This is a genomic window from Primorskyibacter sp. S87 (assembly GCF_049801055.1).
GTDB lineage: Bacteria > Pseudomonadota > Alphaproteobacteria > Rhodobacterales > Rhodobacteraceae > JBNAGF01.
This window is the reverse complement of sequence record NZ_JBNAGF010000003.1, coordinates 180,683-206,142: the sequence shown is the minus strand read 5'-3', so window position 1 is coordinate 206,142 and position 25,460 is coordinate 180,683. Positions and strand designations below refer to the sequence as shown.

General features: G+C 58.5%; 23 protein-coding genes. 9 read left to right on the top strand and 14 right to left on the bottom strand.

Annotation, left to right across the window (positions count from 1 at the left end; all coding sequences use genetic code 11):
- Positions 1-32: 32 nt before the first annotated feature.
- Complete coding sequence (locus tag ACP15U_RS07180; RefSeq protein ID WP_425044468.1) at positions 33-2,270, bottom strand: ATP-binding protein; 2,238 nt, start codon at positions 2,268-2,270, stop codon at positions 33-35.
- 70 nt (positions 2,271-2,340) lie between these two features.
- Entirely contained in the window at positions 2,341-2,940 is a 600-nt protein-coding gene (gene pncA / locus ACP15U_RS07175) for a bifunctional nicotinamidase/pyrazinamidase (RefSeq protein WP_425044467.1), read from the bottom strand.
- 99 nt (positions 2,941-3,039) lie between these two features.
- Here pncA and ACP15U_RS07170 point away from each other — a divergent pair, with 99 nt between their 5' ends.
- The 5 genes from ACP15U_RS07170 to ACP15U_RS07150 all read left to right on the top strand — a co-directional run bounded on the left by ACP15U_RS07170 (position 3,040) and on the right by ACP15U_RS07150 (position 7,537).
- On the top strand, positions 3,040-3,942 hold the full coding sequence (locus ACP15U_RS07170) for a rhodanese-related sulfurtransferase (RefSeq protein WP_425044466.1): 903 nt from the start codon (positions 3,040-3,042) through the stop codon (positions 3,940-3,942).
- Positions 3,943-4,045: 103 nt separating this feature from the next.
- A complete protein-coding gene (locus tag ACP15U_RS07165; protein WP_425044465.1) occupies positions 4,046-4,696 on the top strand; it encodes a histidine phosphatase family protein in 651 nt (216 codons plus the stop codon).
- A gap of 10 nt (positions 4,697-4,706) precedes the next feature.
- Complete coding sequence (locus ACP15U_RS07160) at positions 4,707-5,324, top strand: glutathione S-transferase family protein (RefSeq protein ID WP_425044464.1); 618 nt, start codon at positions 4,707-4,709, stop codon at positions 5,322-5,324.
- Between the two features lie 11 nt (positions 5,325-5,335).
- Complete coding sequence (locus ACP15U_RS07155) at positions 5,336-6,391, top strand: saccharopine dehydrogenase (protein WP_425044463.1); 1,056 nt, start codon at positions 5,336-5,338, stop codon at positions 6,389-6,391.
- Between the two features lie 3 nt (positions 6,392-6,394).
- Positions 6,395-7,537: a saccharopine dehydrogenase family protein gene (locus tag ACP15U_RS07150; RefSeq protein WP_425044462.1), complete on the top strand. Its 1,143-nt coding sequence runs from the start codon at positions 6,395-6,397 to the stop codon at positions 7,535-7,537.
- Between the two features lie 109 nt (positions 7,538-7,646).
- Here the strand turns inward: ACP15U_RS07150 and ACP15U_RS07145 are convergent, their stop codons facing one another.
- From ACP15U_RS07145 to ACP15U_RS07115, 7 genes are all read right to left on the bottom strand, one after another.
- Complete coding sequence (locus ACP15U_RS07145) at positions 7,647-7,964, bottom strand: DUF3775 domain-containing protein (protein WP_425044461.1); 318 nt, start codon at positions 7,962-7,964, stop codon at positions 7,647-7,649.
- Between the two features lie 145 nt (positions 7,965-8,109).
- Positions 8,110-9,348, bottom strand: coding sequence for a DNA recombination protein RmuC (locus tag ACP15U_RS07140; RefSeq protein WP_425044460.1), 1,239 nt, complete (start codon positions 9,346-9,348; stop codon positions 8,110-8,112).
- Between the two features lie 57 nt (positions 9,349-9,405).
- The gene (mutL, locus tag ACP15U_RS07135) at positions 9,406-11,277 is read right to left on the bottom strand and encodes a DNA mismatch repair endonuclease MutL (RefSeq protein ID WP_425044459.1); all 1,872 of its coding nucleotides are present in this window, start codon (positions 11,275-11,277) and stop codon (positions 9,406-9,408) included.
- A gap of 77 nt (positions 11,278-11,354) precedes the next feature.
- Positions 11,355-12,284, bottom strand: a complete 930-nt coding sequence (locus ACP15U_RS07130; RefSeq protein ID WP_425044458.1) for a metal ABC transporter permease — start codon at positions 12,282-12,284, stop codon at positions 11,355-11,357.
- Positions 12,281-13,486, bottom strand: a complete 1,206-nt coding sequence (locus ACP15U_RS07125; protein ID WP_425044457.1) for a metal ABC transporter permease — start codon at positions 13,484-13,486, stop codon at positions 12,281-12,283. The genes ACP15U_RS07130 and ACP15U_RS07125 overlap by 4 nt, the downstream gene beginning before the upstream one ends.
- 3 nt (positions 13,487-13,489) lie before the next feature.
- Positions 13,490-14,293: a metal ABC transporter ATP-binding protein gene (locus tag ACP15U_RS07120; RefSeq protein WP_425044456.1), complete on the bottom strand. Its 804-nt coding sequence runs from the start codon at positions 14,291-14,293 to the stop codon at positions 13,490-13,492.
- Between the two features lie 3 nt (positions 14,294-14,296).
- On the bottom strand, positions 14,297-15,262 hold the full coding sequence (locus ACP15U_RS07115; RefSeq protein ID WP_425044455.1) for a metal ABC transporter solute-binding protein, Zn/Mn family: 966 nt from the start codon (positions 15,260-15,262) through the stop codon (positions 14,297-14,299).
- Positions 15,263-15,458: 196 nt separating this feature from the next.
- Here ACP15U_RS07115 and deoC point away from each other — a divergent pair, with 196 nt between their 5' ends.
- From deoC to ACP15U_RS07095, 4 genes are read left to right on the top strand one after another with little or no spacing between them, the layout of a single operon-like run.
- On the top strand, positions 15,459-16,448 hold the full coding sequence (gene deoC / locus ACP15U_RS07110; protein ID WP_425044454.1) for a deoxyribose-phosphate aldolase: 990 nt from the start codon (positions 15,459-15,461) through the stop codon (positions 16,446-16,448).
- Positions 16,449-16,452: 4 nt separating this feature from the next.
- Positions 16,453-16,710 carry a DUF1272 domain-containing protein gene (locus tag ACP15U_RS07105; protein ID WP_425044453.1) on the top strand — a complete coding sequence of 86 codons (258 nt, stop codon included), beginning with the start codon at positions 16,453-16,455 and terminating at the stop codon, positions 16,708-16,710.
- Positions 16,707-19,040 carry an aldehyde dehydrogenase family protein gene (locus ACP15U_RS07100; RefSeq protein WP_425044452.1) on the top strand — a complete coding sequence of 778 codons (2,334 nt, stop codon included), beginning with the start codon at positions 16,707-16,709 and terminating at the stop codon, positions 19,038-19,040. The genes ACP15U_RS07105 and ACP15U_RS07100 overlap by 4 nt, the downstream gene beginning before the upstream one ends.
- Before the next feature lie 29 nt (positions 19,041-19,069).
- Positions 19,070-19,885: an SDR family oxidoreductase gene (locus tag ACP15U_RS07095; protein WP_425044451.1), complete on the top strand. Its 816-nt coding sequence runs from the start codon at positions 19,070-19,072 to the stop codon at positions 19,883-19,885.
- 108 nt (positions 19,886-19,993) lie between these two features.
- On the opposite strand, the gene ACP15U_RS07090 is transcribed toward ACP15U_RS07095, so the two are convergent.
- From ACP15U_RS07090 to purH, 5 genes are all read right to left on the bottom strand, one after another.
- A complete protein-coding gene (locus ACP15U_RS07090) occupies positions 19,994-21,304 on the bottom strand; it encodes a M16 family metallopeptidase (protein ID WP_425044450.1) in 1,311 nt (436 codons plus the stop codon).
- On the bottom strand, positions 21,301-22,656 hold the full coding sequence (locus ACP15U_RS07085; protein ID WP_425044449.1) for a M16 family metallopeptidase: 1,356 nt from the start codon (positions 22,654-22,656) through the stop codon (positions 21,301-21,303). The genes ACP15U_RS07090 and ACP15U_RS07085 overlap by 4 nt, the downstream gene beginning before the upstream one ends.
- Positions 22,657-22,789: 133 nt before the next feature.
- Entirely contained in the window at positions 22,790-23,305 is a 516-nt protein-coding gene (locus ACP15U_RS07080) for a DUF3035 domain-containing protein (RefSeq protein ID WP_425044448.1), read from the bottom strand.
- Between the two features lie 77 nt (positions 23,306-23,382).
- On the bottom strand, positions 23,383-23,871 hold the full coding sequence (gene lspA / locus ACP15U_RS07075) for a signal peptidase II (protein WP_425044447.1): 489 nt from the start codon (positions 23,869-23,871) through the stop codon (positions 23,383-23,385).
- Entirely contained in the window at positions 23,871-25,460 is a 1,590-nt protein-coding gene (gene purH / locus ACP15U_RS07070) for a bifunctional phosphoribosylaminoimidazolecarboxamide formyltransferase/IMP cyclohydrolase (RefSeq protein WP_425044446.1), read from the bottom strand. Before purH ends, lspA begins: the two co-directional genes overlap by 1 nt.

The following is a 25,460-nucleotide window of genomic DNA, read 5'->3' as shown; positions in this document are numbered from 1 at the left end:
GGTGGCGGCAAAGCAATTGCAAGCGGACGGATTCAATCAGCCGGGGGAGAGTGCGAAAGATGGGCAAACATACACCCCAGTAACTGCGTTCGCCGAACCGGCTTGGTCAGGAACCCATCCATCCCGGCAAGGGAACAGGCCCTTCTGTCGCTGTCAAATGCATTGGCTGTCAGCGCGATGATCTTGGGCTGAACCAAATCCGTGGCGCGGATCTGACGGATCACGTCCAAGCCGCTCAGATGCGGCATCGACATGTCCATGAACACAAGGTCTGGTTTCAGTTTCAAAATTTGCTCTACGGCCTGGATGCCGTCTTCGGCAAAGCTGAGTTTCAAGGGCAGATCCTCCAGAAATTTTCGGATCAGCAAACGGTTTGTTCTGTTGTCTTCCGCAACAAGAACGCGACGACCTTTGAGAGCCCCCACTTCCCACTGATCAATGGGAACGGCGCTCAAACACCCAACTTCGGGTTCCATGATTGCTTCGATAGGTATTGCCACAGAAAAACAGGATCCCACCCCGAGATTGGAGGTCACGTCGATGCGCCCACCCATCGCCTCAACAAGCATTCGTGAGATGGTCAGCCCCAGCCCGGTGCCACCAAACCGGCGGGTGGTCGCAGCATCGGCCTGAGCAAAGCGTTCAAAGATCGTTTCGATCTTGTCTGGAGCGATACCGATCCCGGTGTCCTCGACATCAATCCCGAGAAGGCAATTTGTGCTCTCTTCCACAACTGAAACCCGAATAGTCACGTATCCCTGTTCCGTGAACTTGATTGCGTTCCCGATTAAATTCAGCAAGACCTGCCTGATCCGCCCGTCGTCGCCACGAATTTTTTCTGGCAAGTCGGACGCCAGTTTCATCTGCAACTCCACGCCCTTGCTGGCAGCCTGGGACCCGAGAAGGAGCACCGTGTCCTCGATACAGGACGTCAAATCGAATTCGACCGGATCCAGCTCCAATTTACCTGCGTCCAGTTTGGACATCTCCAATATGTGGTTGATGATTGTCAGCAGTGCCTGCGCCGAATTGCGAATTGTCTTGGTGTATTTCAGTTGGTCGGGTGTGAGTTCTGTCTCCGCAAGCAGGTCGGTCATTCCGATTACCCCGTTCATCGGCGTTCTGATCTCGTGGCTCATGGTGGCAAGAAACTCTGCCTTCGTCCGAGCGCCTTCCTCTGCTGCCAAGCGCGCCTGAGCAAGTTCGGCCTCGTAGTTCTTGGCCGCAGTTACATCCCTTTCAACCGAAACCACGACTTCGACCTGCCCGTCCTCATCGAACACCGGAGACAGATTGGTTTCGACCCATATCCTGCGGCCATCCCGGGTTCTGTTGAGGATCTCGCCGCGATAGGCCCGTCCGTCCCGAACAGCAGCGGAAATTGCAGCAATTGTTTGGACATTAGTTTCCTCGCAATTCAGCAATTCGGCTGGCGTTTGGCCGATGGCTTCGCTGAGTTCAAAGCCTGTCATTCGAGTAAACGCGTCATTGACCCAGATTATCTGCCCTTCCCGACCGGAGAGTATGACGCTGTCATTCGCATTCCGGGCAATCATTGACAGCTTCTGTGCTTCCTTCTGATGAAGTCGTAATTTGCGGTTCGAAGCTTCCAACGCGCGCCCGAATTCTGTCAGGGACAGTGTCTGGCGGCGAACCTTTGAAAAGCCCGAAAGAACATAGGCCAGAAACAGAACAACCATGGCCACAAGCATGAACACACCAGTCGCGTCCAGAAAGAACCGGGCATCCACGCCAACACCCCCTGCCCGGATGGCTAACAGCAATACCGGTGTCGCTGCATACAGTCCCAATCGGAGCGCAGCGGCCTGTTTGTGAAACGGCAATACGATTGCCGCGTTCACGGCTGCCCCGGCCAAGAAACCAAAAGTGAAGAGCGGCGACTGGCCGGTTGCCGGACCGAACCATGACAACCCTGTACAGATAGCGATGCTGGCACCCTGTAATCCTCCGGTCAGGGTTGAAACTGCCCGAACCCGGCGAAGCGGTTGGCCTGCCCGGATCCTGCCCTCGACACCGCGCAGATAGGCGCAATCTAAGACCTCTCCCCCCAGCGCAATCAGCAGGGCACCGATGCCATATTCCGGGCCGTTCGCCAGCCAAAGGACGGCGCTGCCTATGAGGGTGACGAGCAGGCGGTTGTGAAAATGCGCAATTCGCCCCCGTGCATAGCGCAGCAGCAGCCCCCGACGGCTGAACTGTCGACCGTATTCCGACAGTGCGTCGAAACTGGCCGGTGTCGCGTGGCGCATGATGTAACCCTGCCCTTGCCCCGGTATCCGGTGCCGAGGCTAATCCTGCGCGGGTTAAGAAATCGCAACTTTAGGTCTGGGTCAGTTCAACTCCGGCGGCTCGCATTGCCTCGTGAGCTGCCCCGAGCGAACCATCAAGGTCGATCCCCCGGCAGGCAGACAGATCGACCTGCACCTTGAAGCCGAGCCGGGCGGCATCAACGGCCGAGTAGTTTACGCAAAAGTCCGTGGCGAGCCCCACGATGGTCAGGTCAGCGATCCCACGTGACCGCAAATACCCTTCAAGGCCTGTCGGCGTCTTCTGGTCATTCTCAAAAAAGGCGGAGTAGCTGTCGATTGCAGAGCGGAACCCTTTTCGCAAAATCAGATCCCCATCAGTGCGCAGATCAGGGTGAAACGCAGCGCCATCCGTTCCCTGTACACAATGGTCGGGCCACAACACCTGTGCTCCATAGGGCATGTCCACCAACTCGTAGGGCGACTTGTCCGAATGCGACGTCGCAAACGAAGAATGCCCGGCCGGATGCCAATCCTGTGTCAGCAGAACAATCTCGAACGCATCCATCATCGTGTTGATGCGCGGCACGACCTCGTCGCCGTTGGGTACGGCAAGTGCACCGCCAGGACAGAAATCATTCTGCACGTCGATAACGATCAGGGCATGGCTCATTGTTACCTCCTCGGATTGCCCATTCTGCCTAGGCAGAGGTTGGCCGCGCGTCAATGCGGCCACTTGCGCAATGCAACCCAGAGGAATAGATCGCCGCATATGTACACGATCGCCGCCCTCTACCATTTCACTCGTTTCGACGACCCGGCCGCATTGCGCCCGGCCCTGCTGGAACTCTGCACAAACGAACTGGTCAAGGGGACTCTGCTCTTGGCCCAAGAGGGGATCAACGGCACGATCGCCGGTCCGCGAAAAGGGATCGACGCGGTTCTGGCGCATATTCGAGGCCTACCCGGCTGTGCCGATCTGGAATGGAAGGAAGCCAGCTCGGATCATCCGCCCTTTGCTCGGATGAAGGTCCGTCTCAAAAAAGAGATCGTGACAATGGGTCAACCCGACGTGGATCCGCGGGCCAGCGTTGGCAATTACGTTGAACCCGAGGATTGGAATGAGTTGATCCGCAGCCCCGACGTGGCCGTGATAGATACCCGAAATGATTACGAAGTTGCCATCGGAACATTCGAAGGCGCGGTGGACCCGGAAACGGAAAGCTTCCGAGATTTTCCCGCCTGGTGGGCAAAGAACAAGGAGCGTTTTCACAACAAGCGCATTGCAATGTTCTGCACCGGTGGAATTCGCTGCGAGAAATCCACCAACTTCCTGCTCGGCCAAGGCGTAGACGAAGTGTATCACCTCAAAGGCGGAATCCTGCGATACCTCGAGGAAGTCCCGGCCGAGAACAGTACATGGCAGGGAGAGTGTTTTGTGTTCGACAACCGCGTGTCCGTAGGCCACGGGCTGGTCGAAGGGCCACATGAACTGTGCCATGGTTGCCGCCGCCCGATCCTTCCCGAGGACCGCAAGCGCCCGGAATACGAGCATGGCGTTTCCTGCCATCACTGCGTCAACGAAACATCGGACAGCGACAAGGTCCGGTTTCGGGAGCGTCAGAAACAGATCCGGCTGGCGCGGAAACGCGGCGAAGAGCATCTGGGCCAATAACCTTAGTGGTCGCTTGACAAAAATTGTCCAACCAGAGCTTTCCGGCTCTGGTCACGCCTGCTGCGCTCGCCTAAGAAATGCGTAAGCAGGAGTCGCATGATCCATGTCGCACATCACACTGATCCGTCACGGCCAGGCCAACACCGAAGCCCGTGACGAAGAAAGCTACGACAAGCTCAGCTCGCTGGGGCACCAACAGGCGGCCTGGCTGGGGCAGCATCTGCGCAGCACCAACGCGCATCATCCACGCACCTACTGCGGAACGCTGGCGCGCCACATCGAGACTGCAAGCTCGATGGGGCTGAGTGATCCGGTCATCGACCCCCGCCTGAACGAGATCGAGTATTTCAATCTCGCCCGGCTGCTCGAGGAACAGCACGGCATTGCAATACCGGAAGAGCGCGAGGGTTTTATCGAACACCTTCCCCGTGTCTTCACCGCATGGCGCGACGGAAAAATTGACGATGCGCCGGAAAGCTTCACCGATTTCGAAACCCGCGTCACTTCGGCCCTGACCGAAATCGGACAGGGTCAGGGACCGGCTATCGTGGTGACCTCGGGCGGGTTGATTGCGATGGCAATGCGGCAGTTCCTCGACCTTGAGATCCCGGCTATGGCCCGGATGGCACTTGCGGTGATGAACACGTCAATGCATCGTCTTTATCCGATCGGGGACCATCTCAGCCCGGTACTGTTCAACGCCGTTCCACATCTGGAACACCCAGACAGGCATTACGCCCAGACCCATCTGTGAGGCCATTGCGATGCAGCTATACTACGCGCCAAACACGATCTCGATCGCCGTCGCGATCGCCCTCGAAGAGGCCGGGATCGATTATGAACCGGTTCAGGTCGATTTTTCCATTTCCGAGCAAACCAAAGCGGCATACCAACAGATAAACCCCAAGGGTCGGGTTCCCGCTCTGGTTGTCGAAGGCGGAATTCTGACAGAAACCGGAGCCTTACTGGACTATATCGCGACGAAGGCCCCAGAGGCCGGTCTGGTCCCGTCGGATTCCCTGCAGGCCGCCCGGATGAGGGAAGTCATGTACTATCTTGCCTCGACCATGCACGTGAACCACGCGCACAAGATGCGGGGCCATCGCTGGGCGGACGCGCAGTCGTCGTGGAACGACATGGCCGCAAAAGTCCCGCAAACAATGACCGAAAGCTGTGCCTATATCGAGGAAAATGGCCTGCGCGGGCCGTATGTTCTGGGTACCGATGTCAGCCTTGCCGATTGCTATCTTCATGTTGTGTGCAGCTGGCTTGAAGGCGACGGTGTGGACGTCTCGGCATTCCCGAAGATCATGGCCTTCCGAGACGCCATGGAAACCCGCCCGTCGGTGCAGGCCGTTCGTGCCAAGGGCATGCTTGGATAGAGGACAACCGAATGACACATCTGTGGGTCCGGGCAGAGCAACGCCCGCACGAAGAACGCGTAGGGCTGACACCGGACGGAGCTGCTGCCCTGATCGCGGCCGGAATCCGGGTCACGGTCGAAGAAAGCTCGGTACGGGCGATCCCGATGCAGGGCTACAAAGATGCCGGTTGCGAAGTCGCGCCCGAGAACAGCTGGCCCGACGCCCCGCATGATGCCATCATCTTTGGCCTCAAGGAGCTGCCCGAAGACGGATCGCTCCTGCCGCATCGCCACATCATGTTCGGGCATGCATTCAAGGGTCAGAATTCCGGTCGCGCTCTGCTGGATCGCTTTGCGGCGGGTGGCGGCACACTCTACGATTTAGAATACCTTGTTGATGAAAGCGGTCGCCGGGTCGCGGCTTTCGGCTACTGGGCCGGATACGCAGGGGCCGCCGTAACGTTGAAGGCATGGGCGGCCCAACAACATGGTTCGGTCTGCGGGCCGGCGGGTGTCTACCCCGGAAAAAACGCCTTGAACAACGAACTTTTGGCCACTCTGGATTCAACCGGCGCGGACAGGCCCACAGCCATCGTTATCGGTGCCTTGGGCCGGGTCGGAACAGGAGCCGCCGATCTTTGCGAAGCAATGGGCGTTGCCGTCACCAAATGGGACATGGCTGAAACCGCCAGCGGCGGACCGTTTCCGGAAATTCTCGACCACGACATCTTTCTGAACTGTATTTTTGCGCGTCCCGGCACACCCGTTTTTGTCCCACGCGACGCGCTGACCGCACCGCGCCAACTGACCGCCATCGGCGACGTGGCATGCGATCCGGACAGCGACTATAACCCGGTGCCAGTCTACGACAGGGCAACGACTTGGGACGACCCCGTGTTGCGTGTCGCCAGTGATCCTGTTCTGGACGTCATGGCGATCGACAACCTGCCGTCCATGCTGCCCGTTGAAAGCTCCGAAGATTACGCGGCGCAGTTGCTGCCATCGCTTTTGACACTGACGGACCTGGAACAGGGTGTCTGGGGTCGGGCAAAAGCAACATTTGATGCGCATATGGAAAGGACCTGAACGATGACCATCCACTGGTGCGGCACCGGCCTTTCGGCCATTCCCGGATTGCGACGTCTGATCGCCTCCGGCCACCCAGTTACCGTCTGGAACCGAACGATTGCAAAGGCAAAGGCGGAGATCGGGGATCTGACCGATGACATCTGTGCCTTTGACATCGACGCGCTTGGCGCCGCTTTGTCAAAGGACGATGTAGTTGTCTCGATGCTGCCCGGAGACTGGCATGTTCCGCTGGCAGAGCTGGCAATCTCGAAGAGCGCTCACTTTGTGTCTTCTTCGTATATTGCCCCCGAGATGCGGGCGCTGGACGACAAGGCAAGGGCAGCCGGCGTAGCCCTTGTGAACGAAGTCGGTCTTGATCCCGGTATCGATCATCTGATGGCGCATGCGCTGGTCGCAGACTACCGGGCTTCGGCTGCATTCGACCCGGAAAATCACATCAGCTTCATTTCCTATTGTGGTGGCATTCCCAAGAACCCGAACCCATTTCGCTACAAGTTCAGCTGGTCCCCGCTGGGCGTGCTGAAAGCGCTGCGTTCGCCGTCGCGTTCTATCCGAAACTATGCTCCGCTGGATGTGGCCCGCCCGTGGGATGCAATCTCGAGCTACACGGCCCCGCTGCCCACCCCTGAGAGCTTTGAGGTCTATCCCAACCGGGATTCACTACCTTTCATGGCGCAGTATGAATTTGAGGCGCATTGGCCCGTAAAGGAATTCGTCCGCGGCACGCTGCGGCTGAACGGCTGGGCGGATGCCTGGGCTGATGTCTTCTCGGAAGTGGAAAGCCTGACCGGAACCGAGGGCGATGCACGGCTCAAGGAAATGTCGGACCAGTTCTGGGACGAAAATGCATATGACGATGGCGAACCGGACCGTGTTGTTTTGTGCGTTGGCCTGAAGGCGGAAAAAGACGGCGACGTGAAATGGCACAAAACCTATGTCATGGATGCATGGGGCGATGAGCGCGGCACTGCCATGGCCCGGCTGGTCTCGATCCCGGTTTCACTGGCGGTTGAGGCTGTTGTCGACCATTCGATCCCAGCGGGCGTGCACGCCGCGCCGAGCGATCCGAAACTGATTTCCAACTGGATGGGCGAAATCGACAAGCTCTCTCAGCATCTGCAAGTGGTCGACCATACTGCCTGACAAGAACTCCGGGACGGGCCCGATGGCAACGCCCCGGACAAAGCGCTGCTCGACACCACCCAAGGTGTCACGCCAAATGACTGGGCAACCTTTCGCTTTTGACCGGTTGTCACATCAAGTCGTTTTCAGCATCCTCAGCCGATATTCCCATCGCATCTAGCCCGTTTTCGAGGTGGTCTGACAAATGCGGCGTGCCGATCAAGTAATCTGCACAAGGTGTCGAGGCCTCAGCCCGCGCTGTTGCGACGGCTTCGGCAAAGTCTTCGGCAAAAAAGCTCTCGCGTCCTATCCACATGATCGCGACAAGCTCTGCTTGTTCGTCCTCGCTCATCCGGTCGATAAAAGCCCGTAGCTCGCCCTCGGCCCGGTTCAGTTCCCGTCCCATCAGGGCCACCTGAGCCACTTTTCGTGCAGAGATTTCCAGCATCTCCGGCATCCTCCTGTTCGCATGTCTCCGCGCCATCAAACCCGGTGGAATGGTTCCCGTCTTTGATCTTAAACAAACAATCACTGCAAGAGCCAGCATCGCGCCACTTTGGTCACCGGAACCTGACCTATGCCACCGGTGAGGTCTATGCGTCGGGCTTGCTGAGCGGCACGACGTTTGCGGGGTCGTCCGCCGACAATTCTTCGAAGTCGAAACTGTCGAGCCTGAGCGCACGGCGACCGGCCTTGTCCGCACTGACCTTAATTTCGGCGATGTCCTTCGACGCCTGCCCGAAATGCCGGTCAAGATTGGCCACCCTGTCGCCGAGCCGCTCGACGTCCTTGTGGAGCATCCCGAGCTCATTGCGAATGGCGCCCGCCTGCTCGCGCATTCGTGCATCCTTCAGAATTGCCCGCATCGTGTTCAACGTCGCCATGCAGGTTGTCGGGGATACGATCCACACCCGCGCCGCGAAACCTTCGCGCACGATTTCGGCAAAATTGGCATGCAACTCGGCATAGACAGCTTCAGAGGGCAGGAACATAAGCGCACCGTCGGCGGTTTCTCCGTCAATAATGTACTTCTCAGAGATCGCCTTGATATGTGCGCGCAACGCGGTTTTCATCATCCGGGCCGCTTCCTGCATTTGGCCCTGTGTTTCGGCCCGACGCAGCGCCTCATAAGGTTCCAGCGGGAATTTGCTGTCGATCACGATGGGGCCCGGTGGATTTGGCAGATGGATCAGACAATCCGCCCGTTTCCCATTGGAAAGCGAGTGCTGAAACGCATAACTGTCGGTCGGCAGCGCCTTGGAAACGATATCGTTCAGCTGGATCTCACCAAAGGCTCCTCGGGTTTGCTTGTTTGACAGAATGTCCTGCAAGGACAGAACGTCTCCCGATAGCTTGGTGATGTTGTCCTGGGCCTTGTCAATTGCGGTCAGGCGCTCCTGCAACTGTGTCAGCGACGTCGCTGTCTGTTTCGACGAGCCGTGCAGGGTTTCTTTCATCCGTTCCTGCATCTCGGCCAACGCACGCTGACCACGCATGGCGTTGTCAGCCAGCCTGTCATTCATCTGCTGCTGGACCGATGACAGCCGTGCCTCGACGGTCTGCACCATCTGAACCTGCGCGTTAGCCTGCGCTTCGGAGACATGGGTGAGCCCACCACGCAATTGCTCCTGCCCAAGGCTGAGCTGCTGCACGTTATGGCCAAGAACTGCCATCTGTTCGGCCAGAGGAGCCGAGACGCGGGCTGACCTGTTTGCCGCGCGCAAGGCGAGAAACAACATCAAGATGATAAGAAGGATGGCCGCAACCCCGGCAAGGGCAGCCATCACCACAGGATCGCTGAGATCGTATATTTGCCCTGAGATTTCTATCATTACGCCTCGCTTGTTCTTGTTTTGTTTCCGCCTGTTTAGCTACGAGTGGATCGTTAATCAACTGCGGCCGAACAGTCTTTCGATATCGCTGAGCTTGAGTTCGACATAAGTCGGCCTTCCGTGGTTGCACTGCCCGGAATGCGGGGTGGCCTCCATCTCTCGCAGAAGCGCATTCATTTCCTCACCGCGCATTCTGCGCCCCGAGCGGATCGACCCGTGACAGGCCACACGTGACAGGATCGCTTCGACTTGAGCTTGCACAAGCCGAGAACTGCCGTGGTCCGACAATTCGTCGAGGATATCCTTGATCATTGCGCGCGCGTTCACTTCGCCAAGGATTGCTGGCGTTTCCCTGACGGCGATGGCCGAACCGCCGAAAGGTTCCAGCACCAGCCCGGCGATGCGTAGATCATCAGCCACATCCAGAAGCCGCGCGCAATCGCTCTCGCTTAACTCCACAATTTCAGGGATCAGAAGCGCCTGAGTCGCAACGCCGGTTTGAGCCAATTGCTTCTTGAGACGCTCGTAGACAAGGCGCTCATGCGCCGCGTGCTGATCCACGATCACAATGCCGTCAGCGGTCTGCGCGATAATGTAGTTCTCATGCACCTGTCCGCGCGCTGCCCCCAAGGGCAAGTGTTCCGCTGCTTGCAAGTCGGAAGGTGGCTCTGCCACTTCGGAAATTTGGCCGCTGAATGCGTCCGACAGCTCGGCAAAGCCGGGTTCCGGAACCTGATCCGGCTGCGGTGCCTGCATGGAAAAGCCTAATCCCCGGGCCGCCTGTGATGGGCGATCCATCTGGTATACCCGTGGGCGTCCGGCAGGCGACTCTGGTCGCATTGCCCCCAAAGTGGCGTCCGCGACAGTGGAGGACGCTCTGTGCCCAGCCTCTGCGAGTGCATGGCGCAGAGCGGAAACGATCAGCCCGCGTGCCATACCGGGATCGCGAAACCGCACCTCGGATTTCGCCGGATGCACGTTCACATCAACCAGGGTCGGATTGCAGTCCACGAACAATGCCGCCGCCGGGTGGCGGTCGCGGCTGAGGAAATCGAAATAGGCAGCCCGCAACGCACCGGTCAGCATCTTGTCACGCACCGGCCTGCCGTTCACAAAGAGATACTGAGCTACTGCCGCGCCCCGGGAGTAGGTTGGCAAAGCGGCATACCCATACAGCCTGATCCCGTCGCGGGTGGCATCGATACGCAATGAATTCTCGGCGAACTCCCGACCCAGAACCCGCGCCAACCTTGCGTGCAATGCATCAAAGAGATCGCCCTGCTCGGCATCGGCCCGAAAGGTCACCCGACCTGCGCCGCCCCCGCTAACATCGCGCAGGGTGAATCCAATCGAAGGTTCAGCCATCGACAATCGCTTGACCGTATCCGTTATTGCCTGAGCCTCGGCCCTGTCCGACCGCATGAATTTGAGGCGCGCAGGTGTGGCAAAAAACAGGTCACGCAGTTCGACGATGGTACCGTTGCGCAACGCGGCCGGCCGCACCGGATCCATGCTGCCGCCTGCGACCCGGATCTGGGCCGCATCAGATCCGTCTGATCTGCTGGTAATCGACAACCGGCCAACCGCTCCCAATGATGGCAACGCCTCACCCCGAAAGCCGAAGGTGTGGATGTTCAGCAGATCGGACCCGTCAATCTTAGATGTAGCGTGGCGACTGAGCGCCAACGGCAATTCCTCCGGAGGGATTCCGCAACCGTCATCGGTGACCCGTATCAGGGTCTTTCCGCCGTCGGCATAATCGATGGCAATTCGCGAGGCCCCGGCATCAACGGCGTTCTCTACCAGTTCCTTGACTGCCGAGGCCGGACGCTCCACCACTTCGCCGGCTGCAATGCGGTTGATCGCAGTTTCATCCAATTGCCGGATTTGCGCTCGATTCTCGCTGATGTTGGGGTTCGCCTGGCTCATACCCCAATACCTAGCACGGAGCGAAGCGATTCTGCCACGATGATTTTGGTTGTCCGACCTTGGATATCAGGCTCGGATCATCCCTCGACCGGAGCCCCCTCTCGGCTGCGACACGGCCCGAATACAGCCGCCAAAGCCAGAAAGATTCCGGACATGGTCGCGATCATACCTGCGGCGCTGACTGCGTCCTGTCGACCAAGCCACAATGGCCCGTAACCGGCCAACACATATCCCGAGACTGCCGCAGCAATGGCAAAAACGACGCTCCACGCAATCTGATGTTCCAGTTGGTTCGTCATCAGACGGGCGGCGGCCGGCGGGCAAATGAACATTGCGATCACGATGATTGAACCCACGGCGTCAAAGGCGGCCACAGCCGCAATCGCAGCAACGATCACCAGTGCAAGACCGAGCGGGCCGGTTCGGATTCCAACAGTTCGCGCAAAGCCCTCGTCGAAAGTCGAAATCTTCAATGGGCGCCAGAACAACCATGTGAACGCGATTACCGCCAACAGGGTCAAACCCATTCGCGACAACTCGGGCGGCAGCCCGCGCAAAGCTTCTGGATCCAGTAATGAAGCCCATCCGGTCGCATCCAGCCAGATGAGGCTTTCGAGATTGCCATAGAGGGCATGCTGAACATCCAGATGGACCGACGAGGTGTCAGATTGCTCCAGCAATAGAACGCCCGCCGCAAACATGGTGGTAAAGACCACGCCCATGGCCGCTCCGGGTTCGATCCGCCCCAACCGGCGGATCGCCTCAATCAGCGCCACGGCTACGATCGCGGCACCTGCCGCGCCCAACATCATTGGCCACGCGGATATCGCACCGGTCAGAAGGAAGGCCACCACGATACCCGGCAGCACAACATGGCTGATCGCATCACCGATCAGGGCTTGTTTTCTCAACACCAGAAAGTTGCCGGGTAACGCGCAGGCCACGGCGCTGAACACTCCGATCAGCAAAGGCGTCAGAGAGAGGGGCACAAACTCTTCACCGCTCATGCCGGAACTCCCTTTGGGCCACCGATACGCGCATCGATGTCCCGGATCTGGTCTGTTGTTAGTACGGTTTCAATGTCGCGCAGCCCGTCATACAGCGCTGCTGCAGCTTCGTGCGACTGATCCGATCGAACGATTTCCCAACGCTTTTCATCCCGCAGGGCCTTGGCAGCGCGAGCGCGCCCGGCCTCAGTTGCGACGCCGTCTGCGCGGACCAGACCGGCGCGACGGAGCAGACGCAAAGTGAGTTTTTCGTAGATGGGCTGGCTCTGTGCCAACGCCAACAACCCCTGCCGCAAATGAACTCGTTTCTGGAACCGCAAGTGCCGTAGCACCGCCGCCAGTACTCCACGGTTCGGTGCGAACAGTAGGGAAAGCAGAAACAGACTGAAACAGGTGATGACGATGATGGGCCCGGTGGGCAGGTTTGGGGCCGAAGCCGAAATCGCCGCGCCGACATATCCCGCGACGCCACCTGTCGCTCCGGAAAGAACCGCAACACGGTCGGCCCTGTCTGTCCAGAACCGAGCCGTTACCGGAGGAATGATCAGCAAAGCTACGATCAGGATCAGGCCGACGATTTTCAGTCCTACGACGGTTACCGCCATCACCAGCCCCATCATGGCAAGATCCACCCGATCGACCGGCACCCCCCGGGCAGCCGCGTATTCCGGATCAAACGCGACAAGTGTTAGAGGCCGCCTTAGCAAGAGTATCAGCGTGAGTGTTACTGCCCCTCCGGCCGCGATGACGACCGCGTCCGACCAGAGCATTCCGGCGGTCGAGCCCAGCAGAAAGCTTTCCAGCCCAGCTTGACGGCCAGCGCCAAGGGTCTGGATTACGGTCAGCAACACCACCCCGAACCCAAAGAAAACCGACAGAACTGCCCCGATCGCGGAGTCCTCGGCAAGCCGTGTGTTTCGGGTAATCCAGCTGAGACACCAAAGACCGATCCAGGCAGAAATGGCGGATCCGGCGAGCAACCCGACAAGGTTTCGGCCATCTCCGCCTAAAGCAACCATCAGCAAGAACGCGCAGCACACGCCGGGCAGCGTGGCATGTGAGATTGCGTCGCTCACCAAGGCGCGCTTGCGTAGGAACAAAAACGTTCCGGCGACACCCGCTGAAATCCCCAGCAACGTGGCACCGGCCGCTACCAGCGTGGCGTTATAACCAAGCTGCAGTAACAGGGCATCGCTTAGCATGGGTTACCCGACAACCTGCGACAGCTGGTCAACCTGTGCCGTCGCCAGTCGTCCCCCGTATGCAGCCTGCAAAGTATCGGCGGTGAAGGCTTCCGACACCGGGCCTTCGGCGATTTTACGGGTGTTGATCAGGAAAACGTGGTTGAAATAGTCGGTAACGGTGGCAAGGTCGTGGTGCACGACGACGACAGTTTTTCCGGCCTCTTTGAGTGACTTCAAAACACCGATAATTGCTTTTTCGGTCGCAGCGTCCACGCCGGCAAACGGTTCATCCAGCAGGTAGAGATCAGCATCCTGCGCCAACGCGCGCGCAAGAAATACACGCTGTTGCTGGCCGCCGGAAAGCTGTCCGATCTGACGATGAGCGAAATTCTGCATTCCGACACGGTGAAGACAGTCCATCGCCTTTGCCGTGTGCCGCGACAGCAGGCGCCCGATCAAACCCAATTCGCGATAGAGCCCCATCAGGACCACGTCGATGACACGGGTCGGGAAGTCCCAGTCGACCGAGGCCCGCTGCGGGACATAGGCGATCCGGGCGCGCTGATCGTCAAGCGGCTTGCCGAAAATGGTCACCTGACCGGAAAGGGGCTTCACAATGCCCAGGGCTGCCTTGAGCAAGGTCGATTTTCCGGCGCCGTTCGGTCCGATAATTGCGGTCATGGCACCGGGTTCTATCGTCATATCGACGGAGAATACCGCCGGCTTCTGCCCATAGGACACCGTCATTCCACGCACAGCCAATGGGCTGTCGGCAATCACGCTTTCCCGGTCTTGAGCACCCTGATTATGAGCCAGTTCCAGCATGTCTCACATACCTGCTGACAGTTTTCCATCCATGCCGCGTTCGACAACGTCCGCCCCCAGACCTCCGGCGATGACCGTGACATTGTGGTCGATCATTCCAATATAGGTCCCTTCGTAAGAGCCATCAGGCCCCATGGCGTCGCTGAAGAGCTCTCCTCCTACACGAACCTCGTGGCCCCGTGCGGCGGCGCCTTCGATGAGGGCGCGAATGTTCCGGTCAGACACCGAGGTTTCAACAAAGACGGCGCCAATCCCGCGATCGACAAGGATATCAACCATCTCGCTAATGCGGTTCAAACCCGCTTCACTTTCGGTCGAAATGCCCTGAATTCCCAGCACTTCGATGCCATATGCGTCGCCGAAATATCCAAAAGCATCATGGGCCGTCAGCAGAACTCGCGCGTCCTGCGGAACGCCGTTCATGGTTTGGCGCGCGTAGCTTGCCAGCCTGTCGACCTGTTCCAGATGCTTGTCGGCATTTGTTGCAAAGATGTCGGCCGCCTCGGGGCGGGCTGCGGTCAGGGCATCCTGAATATTTCGCACCACATGGGCCCAGAGGTCCGGGACCATCCAGACATGCGGGTCAAACTTGTCCTCATAACTGTCGTGGCCACGCAGCAATTCCCTTGGGATCTCATCCGCCACCGCGATCACGTTGCGCTTGCGACCCAGATCCTGGAGAAAGCTCTCCATCTGCGCTTCGAGATAGAGACCATGTGCCAACACAAGGTCCGCGCGGGTCATGGCAACGATGTCGCTCCGGGTTTGACGATACGCATGCGGATCTACGCCCGGCCCCATCAGGCCACGCACGTCCACCAAATCCCCGCCGACTTCCCGTGTGGCGTCAGCGATCATGCCGGTGGTTGCCACCACCTTCAATGGCTGTTCGGCCTGCGCCCCAACAGGGCTCAGGGTCAAAGCAGCCACAATCAGGCTACTTGCGATCAGGAACTGGCGACGAATCATTACAAATCCCACGAACTGAGTTTCCGCCATACAATATGAGAACGATTCTCATCTAAGTCAACGCGATTGAGAATTATTCGCAACAAAGGTTTTTTTGTCCAATTGGTAAAAAAGTTTCCACAAAGGCCCGCCCATCGCTTGCCAACATGACGTTTGGCATGCGACGTTTTGTGCAAACCTCCCTAAGGAAGCGAAGATGGAAACGCAGAGCCCAGAGCAAACCGCGCATCTGCCTCGAGTGGCAGAGCCCCGAAACCCGGGGATGGAGCTCGACCTTGAATGGCTGAGATCAGTACAGGCCAACACTTCGGCCATCGAAAGGCGCGCAGCGACCTTGCCCGGACGACGTTCGGTCAAAAAGGACCATCAGGCGGCATGGTTGCTGAAAGCGATAACCTTGATCGATCTGACCACACTTGCGGGTGACGATACCGTCGGGCGCGTTCGTCGTTTATGTGCCAAGGCCCGCCAACCGGTGCGTGCCGAACTGCTGGACGCGCTGGGTATGGATCCGATCACGACCGGGGCGGTTTGCGTCTATCACGACATGATTGTAGCCGCCGTTCAGGCTTTGTCCGGTACCGGAATTCCGGTTGCTGCGGTGTCAACGGGGTTTCCGGCCGGGCTTTCTCCGTTCCACTTGCGGGTTGCTGAGATAGAAGAAAGCGTCAAGGCCGGCGCCAATGAAATTGATATCGTGATCTCTCGTCGTCATGTTCTGTCTGGTGATTGGCAGGCGCTCTACGACGAGATGCAGTCATTCCGGGCGGCCTGTGGCGAAGCGCATGTGAAAGCGATCCTTGCGACCGGAGAACTCGGCAGCCTGCGCAATGTCGGACGCGCTTCGCTGGTTTGCATGATGGCAGGTGCCGACTTCATCAAGACGTCGACCGGCAAGGAAAGCGTGAACGCGACACTGCCGGTGTCTGTCGTGATGATCCGCGCCATTCGCGACTATTTTGACCGAACGGGCTATCGCGTCGGTTACAAACCGGCCGGCGGGATCTCAAAAGCCAAAGATGCATTGGTGTACCTGTCACTGATCAAGGAAGAGCTGGGGGATCGTTGGCTGGAACCCGATCTGTTCCGATTTGGAGCCTCATCGCTTCTTGGCGATATCGAACGTCAGTTGGAACATCATGTAACCGGCGCGTACTCTGCCGGGTATCGCCACGGGATTGGATAGCGAGATGCTTGAACTCCGACCGAACTGCGAATGCTGTGATCGAGACCTGCCGCCGGAAAGTGATCAAGCCATGATCTGCACGTTCGAATGCACCTTCTGCTCTGGATGCGCGGCGGATGTGCTAGAGGGCACCTGCCCCAACTGCGGCGGCAATCTGGTACCGCGCCCGATCCGACCGGCGGCGATGCTCGACAAGTTTCCCGCCTCGACAAAACGCGTCCTCAACCCCGAAGGCTGCCCAGCGCAGAATGTGACCGCATGACCGTCAAAGAAATTTTCGAGACCATGGATTATGGACCTGCTCCTGAAAGCGCGGCAGAGGCTTTGGCCTGGCTGGTCGACCAGGGCGACCGTTTCGGCCATTTCATCGACGGCCGGTTCACGGAACCCGGTGACGGCTTCGAGAGCCGGAATCCAGCCACCGCAGAAGTTCTGGCAACCCTGACGCAAGCGACCCAGGCGGATGTGGATGCTGCGGTTTCAGCTGCACGCAAAGCGCAGCCGAAGTGGGAACGATTGGCCGGGCCGGGCCGGGCCCGGTACCTTTATGCCATAGCCCGGTTGCTACAAAAACATGCGCGCCTGTTTGCCGTTCTGGAAAGCCTCGACAATGGTAAGCCGATCCGCGAGAGCCGGGACATTGATATCCCGTTGGCACAGCGGCATTTCTATTATCATGCGGGCATGGCGCAATTGATGGAGAGTGAGCTACCCGATGCACAGGCGCTGGGCGTTTGCGGCCAGATCATTCCGTGGAACTTCCCGCTGCTGATGCTGGCATGGAAAATCGCACCGGCGCTTGCAATGGGCAACTGTGTGGTTCTCAAACCCGCCGAATACACGTCTCTGACCGCATTGCTGTTTGCCGACATCTGTGTGCAGGCCGGCCTTCCCAAGGGCGTTGTCAACATCGTCACGGGTGATGGGGCTGTGGGCGAGATGATCGTGTCTGCCGAAGTGGACAAGATCGCGTTTACGGGTTCAACATCGGTCGGGCGTCGTATCCGTCAATCGACCGCCGGATCTGGCAAGGCCCTGACGCTCGAACTGGGCGGGAAATCAGCCTACGTGGTTTTTGACGACGCTGATATCGACAGCGCAATCGAAGGGCTGGTCGATGCGATTTGGTTCAATCAGGGGCAAGTGTGCTGCGCTGGATCACGGCTGTTGGTGCAGGAAGGCATCGCCGGGCGTTTTCATGAGAAGCTCCGTGCTCGGATGGACAAACTGCGCATTGGCAATCCGCTCGACAAGAGCATCGATGTCGGGGCAGTTGTAGATCCCGTGCAATTGCAGACGATTAGCCGGATGGTCGCAGACAACACCGTCGGAGAGACACATCACGCCAATACGCCTCTTCCCGAGAATGGCTGTTACTACCCGCCGACCCTGATCACCGGGCTTGAGACCTCGGACCCATTGATGCAGGAGGAAATCTTTGGTCCTGTGCTGGTGTCTTCAACCTTCCGGACACCGGCTGAGGCGGTCGAACTGGCGAACAATACCCGCTATGGGCTTGCGGCCACTGTCTGGACCGAAAACATCAATCTCGCGCTCGACATCGCACCCAAGCTAGTTGCCGGTGTTGTCTGGATCAATGCCACCAACCTGTTTGACGCAGCCGCCGGTTTCGGCGGTATGCGCGAAAGCGGATTTGGCCGTGAGGGCGGTTGGGAGGGATTGAGCGCCTACACAAAAGCCAAGGGCAAATCGAAACCCCTGAACAGACTGGAAGCTGAAACCGGTGAAGGTTCTTCGGTAGATGCGATTGATCGAACAGCCAAGATGTATGTTGGTGGCAAACAGGCAAGACCTGATGGCGGTTATTCGCGGCCGGTCTGGGGTCGGTCCGGTCTGTTGGGCCATGTCGGGCTTGCCAACCGAAAAGACGTTCGAAACGCCGTTGAGGCCGCCGCAGGGGCCAAAGCATGGAGCAAGACGACCGGGCATTTGCGGGCACAGATCCTGTATTACATCGCCGAGAACCTTGCGGCCCGTTCGGACGAATTGGCTAAGCGGATTGACTCGATGACCGGAAAACGAGGAGGCGCCAAAGAAGTCGAGGCGTCGATACAGCGCCTCTTCACCGCCGCGGCATGGGCTGACAAGTATGATGGCAAAGTGCACGGGGTTCCGATCCGCGGCGTGGCCATCGCCATGAACGAGCCTGTCGGGGTGATCGGGGTGCTGTGCGCTGACGAGGCCCCCCTGCTGGGTCTGGTTTCAGCGATGGCTCCGGCGATGGCCATGGGCAATCGTGTGGTGCTTGCTGCAAGCGAACCCTATCCTTTGGCCGCGACAGATTTCTACCAGGTCCTCGAGACTTCGGACGTTCCGGCAGGCGTGGTCAACATCCTGACAGGGAACCATTCCGAAATCGCGAAACCACTTTCCGAGCACTTAAACGTCGATGCGGTATGGAGTTTTTCATCAACCGACCTTTCGGGTGCCGTGGAAACCGGTTCAGCCGGCAATCTAAAACGCACATGGGTGAACAACGCTGCGTCCTGTGACTGGTTTCAGGATCACAGCCGGCGTTTCCTGCTAGAGTCGACCGAGGTGAAAAACATCTGGGTTCCCTACGGAGAGTAGGCCCCGGCAAATTAACCGGAAGGTATCGAATGAATTTTGCGGGAAAAACTGTCGTCGTTATAGGCGGCACGAGTGGCATCAACCGTGGCATTGCAGAGGCCTTTGCCAGTGCCGGAGCAAAACTGGCCGTGGCCAGTCGCAGTCAGGACAAGGTAGATGATACGGTTGCGGCCCTTAAGACAGCTGGCGCGACCGAGGCCGTTGGTTTGACCTTTGATGTTCGTGACCCCGATGCCGTGGCGGACGGCCTGGCCCAGATCAACGCAGCATTGGGAGAGTTTGACGTTCTGGTTTCCGGCGCCGCCGGAAATTTCCCGGCCCTCACAGCGGAAATGTCAGTTAATGCCTTCAAGACGGTGATCGATATCGACCTGATGGGAACGGTCCACGTAATGAAGGGCGCATACCCGTTCCTGAAACGTCCCGGAGCATCCATAATCAACATCTCGGCGCCGCAATCGTGGCTTCCCTACGAAGGGCAAGCCCATGTCTGTGCCGCAAAGGCCGGGGTCGATCAGATCACGCGCACATTGGCGCTGGAATGGGGCGTCGAGGGGATCCGGGTAAACTCGGTTGTGCCCGGTTTCATCGAAGGCACCGAAGGCGCCAAGCGTCTGGCACCATCTCCGGACGCCGAAAAGAAATTCAAGGCAGATGTCCCTCTGGGCCGTTGGGGCCAACCTGAGGATGTCGCCAATGCCTGCCTCTTTCTTGGGTCAGATATGGCGAGCTACATTAGCGGCACGGTACTGTCAGTGGATGGTGCCCTCTATCAGCGCGGCTCAGGCCAAGCGGGTCGGATGATTGGCCAGATGCTGCGGTCGATGTCAGGTGGCAAATCCTGACCACACGTAGCTGAACAGCAAAGGGCGCTTGATACCCAGCGCCATTTGTTCCGAACTCTTGCCGGCGAGACCTTGCTCCGCAAGGCGCGCCGGCAAGAGGTGAGCAGTTCAGTTTGTGGTTTTCAGCCCCTCCGGTTTTCCAACCACCACGAAATGGAGTTTCTCGGGTTGCAGCAATTCGTTTGCAACCCGGTTGATATCCTCAAGTGTAACTGCGTTCACCTTGTCATTCCGGGTGGCGATGTAGTCGATCGGCAGGTTATCCATCTGCATGCCCACCATGATCGACGCGATCTTTCCGTTCCCGTCAAACCGCAGGGGGTAAGCTCCGGTCAGATAGGTCTTTGCGTTGCGCAGTTCTTCTTCGGTTACGCCGTCTTTTGCCATCTTCGCCCATTCGTCCCGGATGACCTGCACTGTTTCGGCAATGCGATCATTCGCAGAGGCAACGCTGCCCATGTAAACGGCGGCAAGATCCTTGGGCACGAGATAGGAATACACGCCATAGGTCAGACCACGTTTCTCGCGCACTTCGTGCATGAGCCGACTTTCGAACGATCCGCCCCCAAGAATATGATTCAGCAAGTAGGCGGCAAAAAAGTCGTCATCGTCCCGCTCCATTCCGGGCTGCGCAAAAAGCGCCACGGACTGAGGCGTATCGTAGTCCACAACAGTCGTGCCTTCGTCAATCTGCACCTGTGCCTTGGCGGGAACCGGAGCGCCCGTTTCCGGGAGGTCGCCCAAAAGGTGATCAAGTAAATTGCCAAGTTCTTCTGCGGTGATATCGCCAACGGCGCTGACATATATGCGATCCAAAGATAGCGCGCCCTTGTGTGCAGCAACAATATCTTCGCGGGTCAACGCCTGGACGCTTTCAATCGTGCCTTTTCCGTCGCTGGCATAGGGATGGTCGCCATAGGCCATGGTCGAAAAAGTGCGGCCTGCAATCGCGCTGGGATCCTTCAAGTCGGACCTCAACCCCGAGAGCACCTGCGCCCGGACCCGGTCAACCGCCTCAAGATCGAACCGCGGTTGAAGCAGAGAAAGCCGCAAAAGGTCTGCCGCCTCATCCCGGTTTTCAGTGAGGAAACGGGCAGAAACCGAGAGGGAATCGTCGCTGCTGTCATAGGAAAACGAAGCCGCAAGCGCCTCCAGTTCCCGGGCAAATGTCCGGGCATCCAATTCCCCGGCCCCTTCTTCGATCAGTGCAGCCATCAGGTAGGTGGAGCCGCGCCTGTCTGGAGCATCCAGAGACGTGCCACCGCGAAAGCGGATCTCCAGCGCGGTAAAGGGAATCGAATGCTCCTCTACCAGCCAGGCTTTGATGCCCTTTGGGGACGTAACTTCCTGTATCCGGACTTCAGCGGTGGCCGGAACGGCCAGCATCAAGGCCAAAATCAGTGCAAGAACAGCTTTCATTGGGTCACCTCCTCGGCACGCATAAGCCAGCCGGTCACCGATGTTTCAGGGCGCAGCACCGATCGCGCCGCAGCAATGATATCTTCGCCGGTCACGTCCTGAAGAATGCTCGGCCACTCCTGGACATCTTCGACGGTCAAACCGCTGGTCAGGGCTCGGCCATAACGGTTTGCAATGCTGTCCACGTTGTCGCGTGCGTAGATCTGCGCAGCGCGAAGCTGCATCTTGATCCGGTCGAGATCATCCGCATCCACGCCCTCTTCGATGAAAGCTGCCACAGCCTCGTCCAAGGCTGCCTCGGCCTCTTCGAGCGACACGCCCTCGGCCGGCAGGATTATCAGATCAAAAGTCGCATCATCCAGCGACATGCCGTTATAGAATGCCCCTGTGTAAACGGCTGTCCGGCTGTCGAACTGCAACTTTTCCGCGAGATGCGACGTGGTTCCGCCGCCCAATAGTTCCGCCAGAAGGTAAAGCGCCGCGGCTTTCTCCTGCGCGCCGGCGTCGCGCTCGGGCGCCAGATAGCTGCGCTGGACATAAGGCTGCGCCACCCGCGCATCCTTGAATTTCAGACGCCGTGCGGCTGTTTGGGGCGGTTCCTGTGTGCGCAACCTTTCTGGCAGGTCGGGGTTTGCCGGAATCACGCCATAGTAGGTTTCCGCGAGGCGTTTAACGTCCTCGGGATAGACGTCGCCGGACACCACCAGAATGGCGTTATTGGGGGCATAGTAGGTTTTGTAAAAACCCAGCGCGTCGTCGAGATCAAGCGTTTCCATTTCGTGACGCCACCCGATGACCGGCACTCCGTAACGGTGATTGTAGTACTGGGTGGCATTCATCTGCTCTCCAAAGAGAGAGCGCGGGTTGCTGTCGGTGCGCTGGTTTCGTTCTTCCAGAATGACATCGCGTTCCGTTGCTATGTCAGCTTCGGTCAATCGGAGATTTTGCATCCGGTCCGACTCCATCTGCATCATCAACTCCAACCGGTCAGCGGCAACACGTTGAAAATACGCAGTGTAATCATAGCTGGTGAAGGCGTTATCCTGCCCACCATTCGCCGCAACCGTTGCGGACAGCTCGCCCGAAGCAAGATTGTCGGTGGCCTTGAACAGAAGATGCTCGAGAAAATGGGCAACACCGGAGGAACCGACAGGTTCGTCAGCGGAACCGATCCGATACCAGACCATGTGCTGAACCACTGGCGCACGATGATCTTCGACCACGACCACCTGCATGCCGTTGTCCAGTGCGAATGTGGTAACGGCTTCTTCGGTCTGCATATTCGCCTCCGACGCCGCGGCGGGGATTGCGGCGGCCATCAGCGTTGCGACCAGCGCCAGCCTTTGAAACATAGAGGATCCTCCTTGTCTGCCCGTCACAAACTACGGTGTGGCGAAGCATGTTCAAGGTAGGTTAACGGAATTTAATCTGGCGTGAGCCGCACTCACCGAAACCTGATCGACCGTTGGCAAGGCCGCGCTCGGGTTATTCCGACACTGGCGGAGCAGACGGCGTCGCCGCGCCCGAGTTTCGGAACAGCTGGTTTTGTTGGCTCGGGCTCAGGGCTTCCTTGCGATAAACCTGCTCGTACCGGTCAACCGGGAACAGCTTGATCCGGGTCATGCGTCCCTGACGCTTGCGAAACTCGGCATCCTCTGATGCAATGACAGCCCGGGCGTCCTGCGCAACGCCGTATCGGCTCGAAGCAGTCACCAGCGCGGCGTCCGAACTCGGAATCCCAGATGTTTCCAGCGCTGAAGCGCGCCCGCCGAGCGCGACAACAGCATCAGCATTCGGATTAATATCCGTCAAGTTACGCCCACCCGGCGTTGGAGGCGGTAGAACCGCGTAATCCTTGGGCGCGGTGAGCGGCTTGGCAGGTTGAATCATGAACTCATCAGGGCCCGTCCCCGGCGCCTTCAGGTCGCGCAATCCCTTGTTTGCACAACCTGCCAGGCCCAGCCCGGCAGTCAATATGATAAGTCCCAGCGCGACACGCATGGTCTTCTCCTGCCTGTTTCGACGGTTTTTACCCCATTTGCCTGCGCAGGTCACGGGGCGTTTTTGTGCATTTCCGATCAAGGCGTTTTCTTGCGATTTTGCCCACGAGGTTCAAACAGAAACAGCGCCGCTGCACCACCAAAGATAAACACATCCGCAATGTTGAACACATAAGGGTTGTCAATACCGCAACAGGACATGTTGAGAAAATCCAGAACATATCCGTAGAGCAGCCTGTCCACCACATTCCCAAGTGCGCCACCAACCATCAACCCGGCCCCGATTTGCATGCCGATACCGCCCTTGCAACGGCGCACCCACCAAATCACCGCGATGCAGACGGCCACTGAGAAGCCGACCAAGATCCAGCGCATCAGATCAGAGTCATCCTGGAAGAGACCAAAGTTGATCCCCTGGTTCTCGCCGTAGCGAAAGGTCAGGAACGGAGGCCACACTTTGATGACGTGGACCCGCGACAGGTCCATGGCATGAACCACAAGATATTTACTCAACTGATCGATCAGAAAGGCCCAAAACGCGGCCCAGAATGTTGCGCGCATCGGCATCAGTGCCGGAAATGCCGCATGCCGGTGAAGACCATGGCAAGGCCGGCCTCGTTAGCCGCCTTGATGACCTCATCATCCCGCATCGAGCCACCGGGCTGAATCACGCATGTGCCGCCAGCTGCCGCGGCCTCCAAGAGCCCGTCCGGGAAGGGAAAGAACGCGTCTGATGCCACGGCGCACCCTTTGGCGAGGCTTTCGGGCAGGCCAAGTTCAGCGGCCATCCGTTCTGCCTTGGATGCGGCAACATTGGCACTGTCGAGGCGGCTCATCTGGCCGGCGCCGACACCTACGGTTGCATTGTCCTTTACGTAGACGATCGCATTCGACTTTACGTGCTTGGCAACTTTCCACGCAAACAGCAGATCCTGCATCTGGTCGTCGGTCGGGGCTTTCTCGGTGACGACCTTCAGATCCTCCCGCCCGACATACCCGACATCCTTGTCCTGCACCAACATACCGCCCGCGACCTGCTTGAAAGCTTTGATCGGCTGGCGGGTGTCCGGCAGGCCGTCGGACAGCAGCAGGCGAAGATTCGACTTAGCCGCAAAGATTTCTTTTGCCTCGTCCGAGGCGCCGGGTGCGATAACCACTTCGGTGAAGATCTCGGTGATCTTACGGGCCGTTTCCGCGTCGAGCGCCCGATTCAAAGCTACGATCCCGCCAAAGGCCGACGTCCGGTCGCAATCAAAGGCCTTCTGATACGCCTCGGCAAGCGTCGATGCCCTTGCCACGCCGCACGGGTTGGCATGCTTGATAATGGCAACCGCCGCGCTGTCCGCCGGATCGAATTCGGCGACCAGTTCATAGGCGGCATCGGTGTCGTTGATGTTGTTGTAGGAAAGTTCTTTGCCCTGCAGCTGCTCGGCGGTCGCTACACCCGACCGGTTGGAACCGTCGGTGTAAAACGCAGCTTTCTGGTGGCTATTCTCACCATAGCGCAGAGTTTGCTTCAGCTCGCCGGCAAACGCCCGGCGCTTGGGTGCCTCAAGTTCCAACGCTTCCGCCAACCAGTTCGAGACAGCCGCGTCGTAAGCAGCCGTCCGGGCATAGGCCTTCTGTGCCAGCTTGCGGCGGAATTTCGGGCAGGTGGCACCGTCGTGCTGATCCATATCGCCAAGGAGTTTTTCGTAGTCTTCGACATCCACGACCACATTGACGAACGCATGGTTCTTGGCCGCGGCCCGGATCATCGCCGGACCACCGATATCAATGTTCTCGATGCAGGTGTCATAATTGGCGCCCTTTGCTACCGTTGCCTCGAACGGATAAAGGTTCACGACCAGCAGGTCGATACCACCGATCCCGTGCTTTTCCATCGCAGCAACATGATCCCCATTGTCACGCAGGGCCAAAAGGCCGCCATGAACCATGGGGTGCAGCGTCTTGACCCGGCCATCCATCATTTCCGGAAAACCGGTCACATCCGAAACGTCCCGAACCTCAAGCCCCGCTTCGCGAAGCGCTTTGGCAGTCCCACCGGTCGACAGGAGCTCCACGCCACGCCCTGCCAGCGCGGTGCCCAGTTCGATCAATCCGGTCTTGTCGGAAACAGAAAGCAGCGCGCGGCGCACGGGTTGAAGATCGGTCAT

Excerpts from the sequence above, each read along its gene's own strand:
- ACP15U_RS07180 (WP_425044468.1), bottom strand. The coding sequence starts at position 2,270 with ATGCGCCACGCGACACCGGCCAGTTTCGACGCACTGTCGGAATACGGT.
- pncA (WP_425044467.1), bottom strand. The coding sequence starts at position 2,940 with ATGAGCCATGCCCTGATCGTTATCGACGTGCAGAATGATTTCTGTCCT.
- ACP15U_RS07170 (WP_425044466.1), top strand. The coding sequence starts at position 3,040 with ATGTACACGATCGCCGCCCTCTACCATTTCACTCGTTTCGACGACCCG.
- ACP15U_RS07165 (WP_425044465.1), top strand. The coding sequence starts at position 4,046 with ATGTCGCACATCACACTGATCCGTCACGGCCAGGCCAACACCGAAGCC.
- ACP15U_RS07160 (WP_425044464.1), top strand. The coding sequence starts at position 4,707 with ATGCAGCTATACTACGCGCCAAACACGATCTCGATCGCCGTCGCGATC.
- ACP15U_RS07155 (WP_425044463.1), top strand. The coding sequence starts at position 5,336 with ATGACACATCTGTGGGTCCGGGCAGAGCAACGCCCGCACGAAGAACGC.
- ACP15U_RS07150 (WP_425044462.1), top strand. The coding sequence starts at position 6,395 with ATGACCATCCACTGGTGCGGCACCGGCCTTTCGGCCATTCCCGGATTG.
- ACP15U_RS07145 (WP_425044461.1), bottom strand. The coding sequence starts at position 7,964 with ATGCTGGAAATCTCTGCACGAAAAGTGGCTCAGGTGGCCCTGATGGGA.
- ACP15U_RS07140 (WP_425044460.1), bottom strand. The coding sequence starts at position 9,348 with ATGATAGAAATCTCAGGGCAAATATACGATCTCAGCGATCCTGTGGTG.
- mutL (WP_425044459.1), bottom strand. The coding sequence starts at position 11,277 with ATGAGCCAGGCGAACCCCAACATCAGCGAGAATCGAGCGCAAATCCGG.
- ACP15U_RS07130 (WP_425044458.1), bottom strand. The coding sequence starts at position 12,284 with ATGAGCGGTGAAGAGTTTGTGCCCCTCTCTCTGACGCCTTTGCTGATC.
- ACP15U_RS07125 (WP_425044457.1), bottom strand. The coding sequence starts at position 13,486 with ATGCTAAGCGATGCCCTGTTACTGCAGCTTGGTTATAACGCCACGCTG.
- ACP15U_RS07120 (WP_425044456.1), bottom strand. The coding sequence starts at position 14,293 with ATGCTGGAACTGGCTCATAATCAGGGTGCTCAAGACCGGGAAAGCGTG.
- ACP15U_RS07115 (WP_425044455.1), bottom strand. The coding sequence starts at position 15,262 with ATGATTCGTCGCCAGTTCCTGATCGCAAGTAGCCTGATTGTGGCTGCT.
- deoC (WP_425044454.1), top strand. The coding sequence starts at position 15,459 with ATGGAAACGCAGAGCCCAGAGCAAACCGCGCATCTGCCTCGAGTGGCA.
- ACP15U_RS07105 (WP_425044453.1), top strand. The coding sequence starts at position 16,453 with ATGCTTGAACTCCGACCGAACTGCGAATGCTGTGATCGAGACCTGCCG.
- ACP15U_RS07100 (WP_425044452.1), top strand. The coding sequence starts at position 16,707 with ATGACCGTCAAAGAAATTTTCGAGACCATGGATTATGGACCTGCTCCT.
- ACP15U_RS07095 (WP_425044451.1), top strand. The coding sequence starts at position 19,070 with ATGAATTTTGCGGGAAAAACTGTCGTCGTTATAGGCGGCACGAGTGGC.
- ACP15U_RS07090 (WP_425044450.1), bottom strand. The coding sequence starts at position 21,304 with ATGAAAGCTGTTCTTGCACTGATTTTGGCCTTGATGCTGGCCGTTCCG.
- ACP15U_RS07085 (WP_425044449.1), bottom strand. The coding sequence starts at position 22,656 with ATGTTTCAAAGGCTGGCGCTGGTCGCAACGCTGATGGCCGCCGCAATC.
- ACP15U_RS07080 (WP_425044448.1), bottom strand. The coding sequence starts at position 23,305 with ATGCGTGTCGCGCTGGGACTTATCATATTGACTGCCGGGCTGGGCCTG.
- lspA (WP_425044447.1), bottom strand. The coding sequence starts at position 23,871 with ATGCCGATGCGCGCAACATTCTGGGCCGCGTTTTGGGCCTTTCTGATC.
- purH (WP_425044446.1), bottom strand. The coding sequence starts at position 25,460 with ATGACCGATCTTCAACCCGTGCGCCGCGCGCTGCTTTCTGTTTCCGAC.